Here is a 14,460-nt window from a genome sequence, read left to right as displayed (position 1 = left end):
TAAATCCGCTGGCCGCATTTTTTATTGCAAATGAGGTACAGCAATAGTGGTTACGCCTCTAATCGATCTACGCCGCCAGAAATAGAAGCGGGTAGTGATGAGGTAACGGGAGCGGATAGAGAGCAAATTAATGAGCTTTTTTCAGAACTAGGAGTAGATGCTACTGCGCAAGAAGTTCTCAACGGTGCAGAGACAGCGGACGTTTCAATGCAAGTCCAGCTTGACAGAGATTATGCAAAGGACTACTGGAAAGCCACTGTTCACAATGATGATGTCCTCGCTAGACAGGTAATGGTTGAGATAGGCGTGGATGGCGCTGAAGATCAAAGATATCGTGCCAAAGATATCTGGAAGCCAGCTTACGATGTTTTCAGCCTATCAGCATATATGGAAACAGATAGTGTTGAAGAATCTATGGATGTTTCAGCGGATACAAATGTTACAGAACCAGCAACGATGGATTAAGAATAGTTATTGACAAGAAAAAAGAAATATGTAGTGAGAAAAGGCCTTTAATTGGATTTCTCTTCCAATTCTTCCTCAAGGCCTAGCTTCTCTGCAAGTTCCTTGTAGCGGTTTCTGATTGTCACTTCTGTGACTCCGACTACATCGGCAACTTCTCTCTGTGTTCTCTTCTCGCCTTCAAGTACTGCTGCGATGTAGAGTGCTGCAGCGGCAAGGCCTGTAGGGCCTTTTCCTGAGAGTAGGTCTCTTTCTCTTGCCTCCTTCAGGATCTGACGTGCTCTTGCCTGGACTTCTCCAGAAAGCTGGAGTTTTCCGGCGAATCTTGGTACGTAGTCCTGAGGCTTCGCTGGAAGAATCCTGAGGCCTAGTTCACGTGCCACGTATCTGTAAGCTCTTCCAATCTCCCTCTTTTCGATTCCGGAAGCATCAGAGATCTCGTCAAGAGTTCTCGGTGTTCCCTGCTTACGTGCTACAATGTAAATGATTGCTGAGATGATGGACTCCATTGATCGTCCTCTCACGAGGCCCTGATCGACGGATTTCTCATACAGTCGTGCTGTCTCCTCGTGGACGCTTTCTGGCAGGTTCAGGTTGGAGATCATGGAGTTCAGCTCGGATAGAGCGAATCCAAGATTCCTGTCCTTTGACTTCGTCAGTCTCTTGTGCCATTTTCTCAGTCTGTAGTACTGAGCTCTCTTGTTCCCTGAGACTTTGTAGAGTTCTCCACTTCCCTGTCCGATCTCCGTGGAGATTCCCATGTCGTGCTTAGTATATGTTAGTGGCTGTCCTGCACGCGCCTTCTTCTCCTTTTCCTCGGCGTTGAAAGCTCTATACTCTGCGGATTCGTCGATCCTGTTCTCATCGATTACTGTTCCACAGCTGATACAGATAAGCTCTCCCTTGGAGGAATCTTCCTCGAACTGCTGTCCTCCACACTCTGAACATGTAAGGACTTCATCTCCTTCCTCTGCTTCTTCCTGACGTAGCTCGTATCCCTCTCCATCTTCAACTTCACTGGGATCTACCTCTCCGGACTCGGCTTCATTATCCGATGTCTCAGAGGCCTCTTCGTCTTCCTTCCACTCGTCAGGTACTTCATAGTTATCGTGCTGCCTTCTTGGAATGTTCTCTGCAGAATCCTGGCTCATTTTTAATTAAACACCTTATAACATTTTAACTTTACCGCAATCTTTTTATGCGTTACCCCTGTATCTTTGAGGCCTCAGTGACAACACAGGCCTGTTCTGGCGGCTGTCCCTAGCTGATTTAACTTTTCTGAAATATAGGGTATGTATGACGGATAACGAGCTCAGGTCGCAGAGAGAAACTATACTCGTGACGCTGCTACTGGTCCTGGGCAGCATGTTCATACTTTATCCGTTTCTTGACGCGATAGTACTTGCTATAGTTGTCTCGTATCTACTGCGGTTTGGCCATGAGCGCCTCGATAGCAGACTGGACAACGAACTACTTTCGTCCACTATAGTGATATCGGCAGTCGTTGTAGGCCTTGTAGCTTTCCTTTACTTTTTCATCAATAACTTTTTCGATATACTTTCACAGTTCAATCAGTTTACAGGCTCTCTGAGAAGCGGGATACTGAGTGCGGTGGATTTCCTGAATCTTTCCGAACAGTTCCAGGCCAACGTTGAATCTGTTATAAACAGGGTATCTGACAGAGCTACGAATGAGCTTGTCTCAACTTTCGCCTCCATACCTACACTGCTTATAGATGTTGGAATATTCCTTGTAACTACACTTTTCCTCTACAAAGATAGAAACAAGCTTGAAAACCAGCTGCGATCGATACTGAATAACATACCGGAGCCTGAAAGAGGAATTGTGAAGTCGCTTCTTAAATCAATAGATGAAATATTCAAAGGAGTCTTCATGACGCAGTTCATAGTAGCATTCATACTTGCTCTAGTTGCAGGTATGGGATTCTACCTGATATCGATGGTGACTTCTCCAGTACCGTTTATTCCGCTATGGTCTATACTAATAGGAGTTGCAGCACTTCTCCCGCTTGTAGCAGCTTTCATGATCTACGGGCCTATTGGAATATACTACTTCATGATAGGAGATCCGCTTAAAGGAGCTCTAATTCTTATTTTCGGATCTGTAGTCATCAACGTCATGACTGAAATATTCCTGAGGCCTTACATCGGCTCAAAGCAGATGGATGAGCATCCTCTTGTGATTTTCCTTGGATTCCTTACAGGGCCTCTCGTACTGGGCTTCAAGGGGATAATAATAGGGCCTCTGCTACTGATACTGACTAAGGAGTTCGCTCTTAATTATACGAGCGGGCCTTCCTCTGGATCATCTCAGACCCACATCGAGGGCACGGCTGAGAACTGATTTCTTTACCGCAGTTTCCGCATACAAGCTCCCATTCAAGTGCCTCTTCTATTTCCTCGTCCATGTAAGATGTGTAGTCTATATCAAGAATTTCTGCAAGATTCTGCAAGGCCTTGTCATCTGTTACAAGAGTTAATTCCCGTGAATGTGCCAGTGCAGCCAGTTTTTCATCTTCATGAGAGGTAGGAGAGTTTATTTTTTCAGATGTTTCTTCTACAAGTTTCAGAGATTTTTCTGTCGGCTCTCTGGGCTTAAGATCCATGGTATCGGCTTTTCTCTGGGCCTCCTTGCTTTCAAGCTCTGCAAATATCTCGGGCACTGTGTAGGCCTTTTCAAAACTGTTGCTTCTTCTGCCGTGGATTACTACGTTTGCATCGACTGCTACTTCCATGTAATGCAACTTGAAAGGCCTTTGATTATTAAAAAATGTTCTGCGATACTTTTACTGTGATTAACAATGAGCTTACCAAATGCACCAATTGAAAGAATAATCAGGAAGGCAGGAGCAGAAAGAGTTTCAGAAGAAGCAGTAGATCAACTAAGATTCGCACTAGAAGATCTAGGCGAAGAAGTAGCTGCTGACGCCGTCAACATGGCAAGCCACGCAGGTAGAAACACCGTAAAAGAAGAAGACGTTGAAATTGCAACACAGTGATTGAAGATGCCGAAGCAAGTTGAAGCAGGAAAACTACGCAACGGATCCTTCGTCATGATTGACGGAGAACCATGTGAAGTTAGAGACGTATCCAAATCAAGCCCTGGAAAACACGGAAGCGCCAAGGCCAAGATCAAGGCCCGAGGCCTATTCGACGAAAAAGACAGACATATCACAAAGCCGGCTGACACAATGATGCTCAGCCCGGACATGGACAAGAAAGTCGGCCAGGTTGTCTCACAGGAAGAAGACGTCGCACAGGTCATGGACATGGACACCTACGAGACAGAAGAAATGCAGATCCCTGACGACTTCGATGTCTCAGAAGGACAGAAGATCAACTACTGGGTAGTCGACGACAGAAAACTCTTCAAAGGCGTAGAAGAGTAAAAAACAATTTTTTCAGAGGCCTCCGCCTTGAGGCCTCTAATATTCGCCATATTTTTTCTTTCTTGATTCTGCGGAAAGAGATTAAATTAATCGATGATAAAGGCCTGTACATGGACAACTCCAAAATAAGCTGGGAAAAGATAAGGAGAAAGGCTGTAGATCAGTTCTATCCGGAACAGGAAGAGTTTGACGAACTGGAACGGGCCTATGAGAAAATATCTGGTTTCATACAGGAAGAGTTCGGATTTGAAACATTCTTCGCCGGCTCAGCAGGTAGAAAGACGTGCATGACTGGTGACAGAGATCTCGATCTCTTCGTACTCTTCCCTGAAGATATGGAGAGAAGGGAGCTGGAACAGAAAGGCCTTGAAATAGGTAGAAAAGTCTTCGAAGAGTTTGAAGGAGAATACGAAGTCGATTATGCCGAGCATCCTTACACTAAAGGCGTGATCGAAGGCCTGGAAGTCGAGATAGTGCCGTGTTACGATACAGATCCGGATGATATAATCAGTGCTGTTGATAGAAGCCCGCATCATGCGAAGTGGGTGAGGGAGAATCTTTCATCGAAGCAGTGTGAAGACGTCGTACTTCTGAAGGCTTTCCTCCGGGCCTCAGGTATTTATGGTTCTTCTCTCAAGGTTCAGGGATTTTCTGGCTATCTGTGTGAACTTTTGATCTATGAATTCGGCTCGTTCGACGATCTTCTGAGGTCGGCCAGCGAGTGGAGTGAAACAGAGTTCTTTGATCCTGAAGATTATCACGATGAACTTCCGGAGAATCTGGAGAAACGCTTCAGGGATGAGCCGCTGGTCGTCATTGATCCTGTCGACTCTGAGAGGAACGTGGCTTCAGTACTAACTCTGGAGAACTATTCACGTTTCGTCTATCAGGCCTGGAAGTTTTCCAGAGAGCCCGGGATGGATTTCTTCCGCAGAGAAGATATTGATGTTGAAAGCTTTGCTGTGAGGAAGGAGATCGAGAGACGAGGAGATTTTATCGTACTTGAGTTCGAGACACCGGACAGGCCTGATGATATACTTTATCCGCAGCTCCGGAAGGCACTGCGGCGTCTGGAGGATCGACTTGAAGATGCAGGCTTCCGGATTTTCGAGTCAGGATTCCATGTAGGCGAGGAAGTCAGAATTCTGTTTGAACTGGATGAGTCTTTGCCGGAGATATACTATCAGAAAGGCCCCAAGATTTTCCACGGTGTTGAACATCTTGAACAGTTCACACAGAAGTACGACAACACCTTCGTGAAGGATGACAGGGTCGTAGCGAAGACGGAGCGGGAGTTCAGCAACGCCCGGAATCTGCTGAAGCACTTCCTTGACGGCGAGGCCTCTGAACTGGAGGAGCAAGGTGTCCCCGGCAATGTTGCGGAGAAGATCAAGGACTTCAGGATGGTGGATGTATTTCAGGAGGATGAGGAATGGTTAAAATTCTTGGTCAGGAAACTCAGGTTAGAACAATGAGCAACGTCAATATTGTAGTAGGGCTTTCAGGAGTTGGAAAATCCACTGTACTTGAAGAGGCCTTGAAGCTGGCTGAGGAGGATTACGAGATAATTAATTACGGAGACAGGATGCTTGATCTTGCTATGGAAAGAGATCTTATCGATTCACGTGACGAGATCAAGGAGATCAGTGCAGAGGAACAGAAAGATATACAGAAAAAGGCGGCAGAGTCCATAGTTGAAGATGCAGAAGATGGCAACATTATCGTCGATACGCACGCTGCTATTCAGACACCGCACGGATTTCTTCCAGGCCTGCCAAAATGGACTGTAGAAAATCTTGAGCCAGAGCACATAGTCATACTTGACGCATCGGCACAGGAGATATATGACAGAAGCACAGAGGACGGCGGCAGAAATCGTGAACATGAATCAGTAGAAGGAATAGAACTTTACCAGTCTGTAGCACGTGAAATGGCGGCTACAGGATCAGTTCTTACAGGAGCATACCTGAAAACAATTGAAAACAAGGCTGGCAAGGCACAACAGGCAGCACAGGAACTTGTATCAGTTCTTGAATAAAGAGACGTATTGTATAAGGATTCAGGGCTTTGAAAGGCCTTGAACGCCTTTTCACATTTTTAAAGCATGCTTTCAGGCCTTCTATGTTTTTAACGGTTTTAAATTGTTTCTATAATGTTTTGCAGGATGTAGAGATGTTTTTGATTACATCATTAAAACGAGATATTGTTGTTAGCTAAAAGGAGTAACAAGGCCTTGGCTGCGGGTATTTGGAGTGTTCAGCGGTGCGTAAGGTTAATAAGGTTTAAACCCTGCTTTCAGACTATGCCTAGCCTCTGGGATTTAGGTAAGAGCTCTAAGGAGAAGCTCAATGATTCTTGGGAGGAGGATGGCATCCTTAAAGAGAAGGTCGATCAACATCGACACAAGTTTGAAGATGATTTTAGACAGAACATGCAGGAAGATGTTCCAACTCACCCTTACAAGGTTTACAGGAATATTGTTGAGAACCGCGAGCTAGAAGATGAAGAGAAAGTAGCTCTTGAACACATGAAGGATGAATTCGCCGAACAGTGGCAGGAACTGAAGAACCAGCATTCTTCCAACTAGAGATGCCAGCCTAGACGTATACGGGGGGGTCAAACCGACCTCTTTCTTTATTTTATTTCCAGAGAAAATTTTCCCTGCTTGCAGAGTATTCATTCAAGCTCTTTTGACATGTAAGGCCCATCAAGTTCGTAACCGAACTTCCTGTAGTACTCGCGCGTCCCAACTGCTGAAATCACCGTGACTTTACTGCGGCCTAACTCACGGGCCTTTTCCTCGGCTTTCTCCATCAGGCGTGTACCAAGACCCTGATGCTGAACCTCGCCCTCATCCTGGAGGCCTGCAGCAGTCCCAAGAACTTTCAGCTGCCTCACGATCAACGTATCATGGTCAATCTCGGGCCTGAAACTTTCACTCGGAGCTCTCAGACGCGTAAATCCTAGAATTATGTCGTTTTCAGTATCTTCAAAGCTCAGGAAGTACTCGTCGCCGCCTGAGGCCTCGTAATTTCTCTCAACAAGCTCGATATTTTCCTCCTGAGGCTCAAGATCATGTGTCCGCTTGACGTGGCCTACTTCTCTGCATCTTATGCATCTGCATCTTTCTCCCTCTTTGTGAAGCTCCTGCAGCGCCATCTGCCGCATATTTGTCAATTGAGGTCCGGCATCAACTTCTGTTGAAGGTATATCACGCATAACTCTTTTCACACGCACGTGAGGAGGGATAATATCCTTCTGAGCCTTCTTCAATCTTTCTTTGGCCTCTTCATCTGTTATAGGCTCGAAATCTCCTTCCTCGTACTGCCTGTAAAGTTCGGTGCCCTGGATTACTTCACACGGATAGATCTTGATCTCATCAGGCTGGTAATCTGGATTTGAAAAGACCTCCCTGAACTTCTCGATATCTTCTTCATATCCTTCGCCCGGAAGGCCTAGCATCAGATGGTATGCCACCTTGAAACCGGCATTCTTCAAACGTTTAGTGGCCTCGATTACAGGTTCCATTCCATGGCCTCTATTGGTGACCTCATGAGTCTCGTCGAAAACTGTCTGTACGCCCATCTCTACACGGGTACCTCCCATCTCCAGTATACGATCAATATGCTTTGTCTCTGCGATGTCAGGCCTTGTCTCAAATGTTACACCAACGTTCCTGACGTCAGCGGTCTCGTTGATTTTCTTGGCCTCTTCCAGAGAGTCTGCGCCGTCGTAGGCCTCACTTCCCTCGATCTCATCTTTTTCAGGGTACGAGTTGAATCCGTCGAAGGCTCTTTTCATGAACTCTTTCTGGTATTCCGGGTCCTGGAACGGGAATGTTCCTCCCATTATGATTAATTTGGATTTGTCGATACTGTGGCCGTTGTTCTCGTACTGTTCAAGTCTGTCGTGGGCCTGGTCGAAGGGGTCATACTGGTTTCTGATAGCTCTACGAGTTGCTGGCTCCTTGCCGGTGTAACTCTGTGGAGCGTTCTTTCCTTTAGGGCAGTAAATGCATCCTCCGCCACAGGGAGCAGGCCTTGCCATGATCGCTATGTTGGCGATTCCCGAGATAGATCGTGTAGGTTTTCGCTTCAGAAGCTTTCTTGCCTTTCTCTCGTCGTCTTCACGGAACTTCAGGATATCACTGTTTTTCGGGATTCCGGAGATGTCGTTGTTTCTGCAGAGCTGTTTTTTCCTTGTCTCTACATCGTCTTTGCTTTCTATTTCTCCGGATTCAATCTCTTCGATTATAGTCCTTGAAAGTTCCCTGAGATCTGACATGGCAGTAAGAACTTGATCAACTCCGAAAGTTAAAAAGAACATACAAGACAAAAACAATCTATGAAAAAGGCCTGGATTTTTCTCGCAGTTTTAATTATGGTATCGGGGACAACAGCATTCAGCCTCGGAACACAGAAAGCAGCATACATCGAACTCTCGGGCACAATAAGCTCATCAGGCCCCAGCAGCGCATTCTCGTCTACAGGTATAACGCCAGGACAGGTAAGAAATCTTAACGACAGAGTCAAAAATCAGGGATACCGGGCTGTAATCTACGAGATCAACTCTGGAGGAGGAACAGTAGTGGCCTCAAAGGAGATAATGCGTGAAATAGAATCAATGGATATCCCTACAGTCTGTCGATTCAGGGACGTCGCAGCATCAGGAGCCTACCTCTTCTCACTGGGATGCGATGAAATAGTAGCGGACAAGGCCTCAATGACGGGCAGCATCGGAGTCAGGAGTTCATATCTCGAGTTCTCAGAAGCACTGGAAAAATACGGAGTAGAATACGTCAATATCACTGCAGGAGAGTTCAAGGGAGTAGGATCGCCATACATGAACTCGACTGAGGAAGACAGAGAAATTCTCAGCGAACAGGCCTCTGAAGTACACCAGCAGTTCCTCAATCTTGTAAAAGAGGAAAGAAATCTCACACAGGAACAAATCAATGAAGTAGGAGAAGGCCAGGTAATACTCGGCAAAGATGCAAAAACTAAAGGCCTTGTAGATCATCTTGGAGGCCGTTCAACGGCAGAAACTGTTGCAGAAAATATCACAGAGCAGGAACTTTCCTTTGAAAGCGTTCAGACAACACAGTCTTTCAATCTTTTCTCACTACTGTCGATGGACGCAGTAAATTCCATTATATCGGCTATCTCTGGTCCTGAGTCGCCTCTGACAGCAAGACTGGGATAAAAAATGGGGTATATGTCTTTTTTCTACAATCTATATTTCAGGCCTTAAGGAGACGGCTGATCGAAGTCTTCAGGAGTCTCAGGCTTGCCTGACTTGTTCCACAGAGTCTCGAATACAGGACCCATGGTATTTTCTGCAAGGTGATCGCTCTGACTCCAGAAAGCCGAGTCCTGTGTGGAGTGGACGTCTTCATGAGTCATTGACATTGTGACTGCATCATTGTCCACGATCGAGAATCTTCCCTCAGGTGCACTGATTTCACCGTCTTCTTCCAGGTGTCTTACTTCGGCAACTTCTGCAAGACTGTCGTAGTGATCATAGTTATCTTCCGAGACAGGTGCAAGAATCTGAACATTCACGCCCTGATCCTTGGCCTCTTTCAGTGTATCCATGTGGTTCTCACGTAGATCTCTGAGGCCTTCCTCAGAAGTAAGAATTCTTATCTTTTCATCAGCTTCCTGGAACATTGTTCCCTGATGCTGCTGGATCTGTCTGGAACCTTTCAGGGATCCGGACATGTCTGCAGGATCTACAAGCTCGAGGCCCTGATCGTAAAGACTTTCAAGCTCGTCAACTGCCTCTGACTCCTTGAAATCATCGAGGCGTTCCATCTTCTCCTGCAATTCCTGTCTGTGCTGTTTCTTAATATTTTCAATAGCCTGCTGTGGAGGGATAGAAACGTACTCCATAGGCTTGGATGATTTAATGACAGCGAATCCCTTCTCAGCTAGAGACTCCAGGACATCGTAAGCTCGTGAGCGTGGAACATTTGTCATCTCAGAAAGTTCTCCGGCTGTTGAAACTCCTCGTCCGAGAAGTGCGGAGTAGATTTTTCTTTCGTACATGTTCAACCCGATATCTTCGAGCTTGTCCAGAGTCTCTTGGCTTGCTACCATTTTTTCACCTTAACACAATGAAACATTCTCTCTAGTAAATTATAAACCTTTCTCACTCGTCAATCCTCACTTCCGTGAGGCCTCCAGAGAGATTTATCATCGTATAGTGAACAATGTATCTTGAATATTTATAAAACCTTTCGAAGTCGCCGTTTCAACTTGTCAACGAGGCCTTTTTGCTTCTTTCTGAAGATTCTTTTCTCCTCCTCTATTCCTTCCCATTCAGGCCCATCGAAAAGCGTGCTGACCTGGCTGCCGTATTCGTCGTAGAAACAGATCTCGTTCATACCGAACTTCTCCTTCATAGGAACAGGATTGTCGGTATACGCCAGTGAGACTACAGCTGTAGGTACCTTGTTCTGAGGGGCACTTATCTTGTCTGCGAGTACCTCTCCCTCGAAGCCGGAGAACCAGCAGCTTGATACACCGTTTTCCTGTGCTACCAGTCGCATGTTCTGTACGGCGCATGATACTTCTGCCTGTGAGGCCTTTTCTGCATTTTCTGCGCCTACTCTGCGGGCCATTCTCTGTCTGTCGCCGATAATGATTATCGATGTCGGGGCCTCTACTACTCTTTCGTCGCCTACCACCATCTCTATCTGCTCCTTGACTTCTTCTGATTCGACTACTACGAATTCAAGTGACTGTACTCCGCCTGGTGACGGGGCCTGTCGACCTGCTTCCAGTATCCTGCCGATCACTTTCCGTGATACTGTCTCGTCTTTCGGCTTTCTGAAAGAGGTTATTTTTCTTGTCTGTTCGAGAACCGACATCACGAAACTATTCGTCTCGTACAGGTTTAAACCTTCAGGTGCAAAAAAACCGTGTGAGATACTCCCGAGTTGCAGAGGCCTTTGAAGATCTGGAAGCTACACAGAAGAATCTGGAGAAAACAGATATACTTGCAGAGCTTTTCAGAGACGCTGATGACGAACTTGCAAACCTGGTATTGCTTTCTACAGGCACACCTTTCCCTGCCTGGAAAAACATGGACCTCGGTGTATCCTCAAAAACACTTGTCAAAATAATTTCAAAGGCCACAGGAAGATCAGAAGACGAGATAACAGAGACATGGAAAAACGAAGGCGATCTAGGCCTGGCAGCAGAGGCCATGGTGGAGAAAAAGACACAGCAAAGACTGATGACACAGGAAATAACCGTGGAGAAAGTTGTCGACAGGCTTCAGAAAGTAGCGGATACACAGGCCTCGGGACTGAGCCAGAGCGTTGACCAGGATAAAAAACAGCGAGAACTGGCTGATCTGATATCTTCAGCGGAGCCGAAAGAGGCCCGTTATCTCGCACGTATAATAATCAATAATTTGAGGCTGGGAATCGGAGAGGGAACAATCCGAGATGCTCTGGCAGAGGCCTTTTTCGATGGAGAACATAGTGAAGAGATTCAGAAGGCCTATGATTTCACGAATGATTTTGCAGAAGTTGCAGAGGCCTGTAGAGAAGGAATAGAAAAAGTAAGATCGCTGGAGCTTGAACTGGAGAGGCCTATCAAGTCGATGCTGGCGAAGAAAGTTGAGACTATTGAGGAAGGTTTTGAAGAAGTCGGTAAGCCAGCGGCTATAGATTACAAGTACGATGGTATGCGAGCCCAGATCCATGTAAAAGATGGGGGAGTCACAGTCTTTACCAGAAGGCTTGAAGATGTTACAGAGCAGTTCCCTGATGTTGTAGAGGCTGTTGAGGAAAACATAGAGTCTGAGAACTGTATAATTGATACTGAGATAGTCGGCTACGATCCCGAGGATGGATCCATGATTCCTTTCCAGAAGCTTTCCAAGAGGATCAAGAGAAAATACGAGATACAGAAACTGAAGGCCCAGATACCTGTCACAGTCAGGCCTTTCGATCTGATATATTTAGATGAGCCGATCCTTGAAAGGCCTTACAGTGAGAGATGGAGGGAACTTCAGGAGATAGTCAGCGAGGAGGAGAAAGTGATGAAACTCGTTGATCACGCAGAAACCAGTGAGGAGGAGAAAGTCGGGGAGATGCAGCAGGCCTCTCTTTCCGCCGGACACGAAGGAATAATGATGAAATCTCTTGAAGCAGAGTACAAGCCCGGTAACAGAGTCGGCTACATGGTCAAGTTGAAGCCGGTGATGGAGACTCTAGATCTTGCGATCATCGGAGCAAAATGGAGCGAAGGAAGAAGAAGCGACTGGCTTGGCCGGCTGTACCTCGGATGCTACGATGAAGAAAACGATGAATACCTAGAAGTCGGAAAAATGGCGACAGGCCTTACCGACGAACAGTTCCAGGAGATCACAGAGAAACTGAAGCCGCTGATAACGAAGGAAGACGGCAGAAAAGTAGAAGTCAGGCCTGAAGTCATCGTAGAAGCCGAATACGAGGAGATCCAGGAAAGTCCTAATTATTCTTCAGGATACGCACTCCGGTTCCCGAGGATGAAACAGTTCAGAGAAGACAAAGAACAGGCAGACTCCCTGCAGAAGGTAAAGAACCTGTACGAAGATCAAAGCTAGTTCCCGATGACAATTCTTTTGCCATGAGGCCTGAAAGCAGCCCCGGAAACAATTCTAGGCCCTGGAGAATCTATGAAGAATCCGCCTTTCCACAGGCCTGAGATACGGGATTCGTTGTTTACATGTATCGTAGAGTTCTCGGATAGGGCGGTGAGGATTGCTGATGGTTCAGCTATGAAGATAGAGTTTAGATGGAAAGTTTTCCCGTTAACGTCGTGGCTGCTGTTCGAGACACATTCATTACCTGGACCTCTGTGATCACATATCTCGAGGCCTTTACTCTCAAGCTTCAGACCGGTTAACTCCGGTGAACTTGATGCGGTGCTGGAGTCGAATGTTATCCGGGCTCTATAACTTTTTGAGTCTGCTGAGAGGCCTTTTACAGGGTAGGGTCCTCCACTACCGTTGAGTGTTATCTGTTCACTTGATTCATCTGTAACTCCGTTTTCATCAGTGTCGGAGTCTATTACTACGTTTATCGTCTGTCCGTTCAGGGTGCTGTTGGTTTTTAGCTCCAGTTTATCCGGGCGTGTCTCTCTGTCGAAGTTTTTCCAGGAAGTGTTGAGCTCTCCGTTGAATGCAGAGCTGTAAAGCTGGTTTATCTCCTCCTGGCTTACTGATCTGTGCCATATCCTGACTTCATCCAGTCTTGCTCCGTTCAATGCGGCACTAGAATCTCCTCCCCCGATCTGTATGTCGGTGCTGCTATCGATGTTCACGTTTCCTGCGTCATCGCTACATTCCAGATTTCCATCAAGGTACATTTTCCTCATATTTGTACTGGTATCATACGTTACGACGGCCATATGCCAGTTGCCGTCCCACATACCGAGGTTGTAGCAGTTGTTGTCGTTGCCGTAAAAATAGTGCTGCCATCCATCATCACGGACCTCTTGCCCGCTGGCACTGCTTCCACTGTTCGCACCCCAGTGCAGTATACCGCCGTTATCATTGGCGTTGATATTTTTGAACCAGAAAACAGTAGAAAACGCTGAATCTCCTGTAGGAAGCTCATTAGGACTGCTTACAACAATATCGTCGCCTTTGAACTCGAAAGAACTTGTTCCGAAAACACCGTCTTTCCCAAGATCAACGCTGCCGATACTTCCATCGTTTCCTGAACCACTCACATCCACAGCAGTGGAGCCACTATCCTCGTCCATAGGCCAGTAACCTGTCAAACTGTTCTGGCTCCCGTAATGAGACCATCCGAGCTTCACACTCTCAGCACTGTTGTCTCCAAAACTTTCGTGAACCAGTCCTGAAGAAGAACCTGAGTCCCAGTCAGAGGCTTTATTCCAGGAAACACTTCCAGAAACTGAACTGGCAAAAAGTAAGGCTACAAGCAAAATACCTGTTTTACGCCAGTCCATGTACAATAACTATTGAAGAGTTTTGATAAATCAGTCTGTCGGAGAAAGTCTTCTAAGAAAAATATTTGGAGGCCTCGTACAGGCCTCTGAGAAATTTTTTATTCGCTCTGTCTTTCAAGCCACTGGATGAGAGTTTTCCTGTTCTTATCCCGTCTCTCTGCTGCGATCAGTGCGTTGTAGTTCGGATCTTCCATGTTTGAGACTGTTTCCTTCGCTTCTTCTACTGTTTCTTCAAGTACGTCGGTGTAGTCTCTCTGGATTTTCCTGTTCTTTTGCTGTCTCTGCTGTTCCTGTCGCTTCTGATCTTCTCTTTCTTTCTTTTCTCTGTCTCTGATCGACTGAGCTGTTTTCAACTGTTCCTGCAGGCCTGAAGTTTTCTGCTTACTTTCCTTGTTCTGTCTCTCCATCTTCCATTCATCACTTTCAAGCCATACAATGAACGCTCCTATGAGAACAAGTAGAGGCCCTACTCCTCCCAGTACAAGTGTTGCCACCTGTTCCGAAAGAGGTCCTATAGATAGAAAGGCTCCTACTACAATCATAAGTGCGCCGACTAGAATCTTTGCTGCTGGATGCATAGTATCACAGTAAAGTGATTACAGATTTTTCTTTTATTTG

At 46.2% G+C, this 14,460-nt stretch carries 16 protein-coding genes; 9 read left to right on the top strand and 7 right to left on the bottom strand.

Annotated elements, in window-relative coordinates; translation table 11 throughout:
• Positions 1-30: 30 nt before the first annotated feature.
• Positions 31-465: a hypothetical protein gene (locus ACK3SF_RS04535; protein WP_414837510.1), complete on the top strand. Its 435-nt coding sequence runs from the start codon at positions 31-33 to the stop codon at positions 463-465.
• A gap of 47 nt (positions 466-512) precedes the next feature.
• Here the strand turns inward: ACK3SF_RS04535 and ACK3SF_RS04530 are convergent, their stop codons facing one another.
• The gene (locus tag ACK3SF_RS04530; protein WP_414837509.1) at positions 513-1,613 is read right to left on the bottom strand and encodes a transcription initiation factor IIB; all 1,101 of its coding nucleotides are present in this window, start codon (positions 1,611-1,613) and stop codon (positions 513-515) included.
• Between the two features lie 145 nt (positions 1,614-1,758).
• On the opposite strand from ACK3SF_RS04530, the gene ACK3SF_RS04525 reads away from it, so the two are divergent.
• The gene (locus tag ACK3SF_RS04525) at positions 1,759-2,826 is read left to right on the top strand and encodes an AI-2E family transporter (RefSeq protein ID WP_414837508.1); all 1,068 of its coding nucleotides are present in this window, start codon (positions 1,759-1,761) and stop codon (positions 2,824-2,826) included.
• Here ACK3SF_RS04525 and ACK3SF_RS04520 read toward each other — a convergent pair.
• Complete coding sequence (locus ACK3SF_RS04520; protein WP_414837507.1) at positions 2,759-3,217, bottom strand: hypothetical protein; 459 nt, start codon at positions 3,215-3,217, stop codon at positions 2,759-2,761. The two genes, ACK3SF_RS04525 and ACK3SF_RS04520, sit on opposite strands and share 68 nt — an antisense overlap.
• Positions 3,218-3,283: 66 nt before the next feature.
• On the opposite strand from ACK3SF_RS04520, the gene ACK3SF_RS04515 reads away from it, so the two are divergent.
• The 5 genes from ACK3SF_RS04515 to ACK3SF_RS04495 all read left to right on the top strand — a co-directional run bounded on the left by ACK3SF_RS04515 (position 3,284) and on the right by ACK3SF_RS04495 (position 6,458).
• Positions 3,284-3,481, top strand: a complete 198-nt coding sequence (locus tag ACK3SF_RS04515; RefSeq protein ID WP_414837506.1) for a histone family protein — start codon at positions 3,284-3,286, stop codon at positions 3,479-3,481.
• 6 nt (positions 3,482-3,487) lie between these two features.
• Positions 3,488-3,871, top strand: a complete 384-nt coding sequence (locus tag ACK3SF_RS04510) for a translation initiation factor IF-5A (protein ID WP_414837505.1) — start codon at positions 3,488-3,490, stop codon at positions 3,869-3,871.
• Positions 3,872-3,981: 110 nt separating this feature from the next.
• Entirely contained in the window at positions 3,982-5,346 is a 1,365-nt protein-coding gene (cca, locus tag ACK3SF_RS04505) for a CCA tRNA nucleotidyltransferase (protein ID WP_414837504.1), read from the top strand.
• Entirely contained in the window at positions 5,304-5,909 is a 606-nt protein-coding gene (locus tag ACK3SF_RS04500) for an adenylate kinase (protein ID WP_414837503.1), read from the top strand. Before cca ends, ACK3SF_RS04500 begins: the two co-directional genes overlap by 43 nt.
• Before the next feature lie 264 nt (positions 5,910-6,173).
• Positions 6,174-6,458: a hypothetical protein gene (locus tag ACK3SF_RS04495; RefSeq protein ID WP_414837502.1), complete on the top strand. Its 285-nt coding sequence runs from the start codon at positions 6,174-6,176 to the stop codon at positions 6,456-6,458.
• 89 nt (positions 6,459-6,547) lie between these two features.
• On the opposite strand, the gene ACK3SF_RS04490 is transcribed toward ACK3SF_RS04495, so the two are convergent.
• The gene (locus tag ACK3SF_RS04490; protein ID WP_414837501.1) at positions 6,548-8,155 is read right to left on the bottom strand and encodes a tRNA uridine(34) 5-carboxymethylaminomethyl modification radical SAM/GNAT enzyme Elp3; all 1,608 of its coding nucleotides are present in this window, start codon (positions 8,153-8,155) and stop codon (positions 6,548-6,550) included.
• A 96-nt stretch (positions 8,156-8,251) separates the two neighbouring features.
• On the opposite strand from ACK3SF_RS04490, the gene sppA reads away from it, so the two are divergent.
• The gene (gene sppA / locus ACK3SF_RS04485; protein WP_414837500.1) at positions 8,252-9,073 is read left to right on the top strand and encodes a signal peptide peptidase SppA; all 822 of its coding nucleotides are present in this window, start codon (positions 8,252-8,254) and stop codon (positions 9,071-9,073) included.
• Positions 9,074-9,117: 44 nt separating this feature from the next.
• Here sppA and ACK3SF_RS04480 read toward each other — a convergent pair whose 3' ends face one another.
• Positions 9,118-9,969: a TrmB family transcriptional regulator gene (locus ACK3SF_RS04480; RefSeq protein WP_414837499.1), complete on the bottom strand. Its 852-nt coding sequence runs from the start codon at positions 9,967-9,969 to the stop codon at positions 9,118-9,120.
• 128 nt (positions 9,970-10,097) lie between these two features.
• Positions 10,098-10,742, bottom strand: a complete 645-nt coding sequence (locus tag ACK3SF_RS04475; RefSeq protein ID WP_414837498.1) for a nitroreductase family protein — start codon at positions 10,740-10,742, stop codon at positions 10,098-10,100.
• Positions 10,743-10,795: 53 nt separating this feature from the next.
• Between ACK3SF_RS04475 and ACK3SF_RS04470 the strand changes: the two genes are divergently transcribed.
• Positions 10,796-12,469, top strand: coding sequence for an ATP-dependent DNA ligase (locus ACK3SF_RS04470; protein ID WP_414837497.1), 1,674 nt, complete (start codon positions 10,796-10,798; stop codon positions 12,467-12,469).
• Here ACK3SF_RS04470 and ACK3SF_RS04465 read toward each other — a convergent pair.
• Both ACK3SF_RS04465 and ACK3SF_RS04460 read right to left on the bottom strand, forming a co-directional pair.
• Positions 12,466-13,842: a LamG domain-containing protein gene (locus ACK3SF_RS04465; protein WP_414837496.1), complete on the bottom strand. Its 1,377-nt coding sequence runs from the start codon at positions 13,840-13,842 to the stop codon at positions 12,466-12,468. The two genes, ACK3SF_RS04470 and ACK3SF_RS04465, sit on opposite strands and share 4 nt — an antisense overlap.
• A gap of 98 nt (positions 13,843-13,940) precedes the next feature.
• Entirely contained in the window at positions 13,941-14,420 is a 480-nt protein-coding gene (locus ACK3SF_RS04460; protein ID WP_414837495.1) for a hypothetical protein, read from the bottom strand.
• Positions 14,421-14,460: the final 40 nt, after the last annotated feature.

It is taken from the genome of Candidatus Nanosalina sp. VS9-1, assembly GCF_047555085.1.
Classification (GTDB): domain Archaea; phylum Nanohalarchaeota; class Nanosalinia; order Nanosalinales; family Nanosalinaceae; genus Nanosalina.
This window is presented reverse-complemented; position numbering and strand designations above follow the sequence as displayed.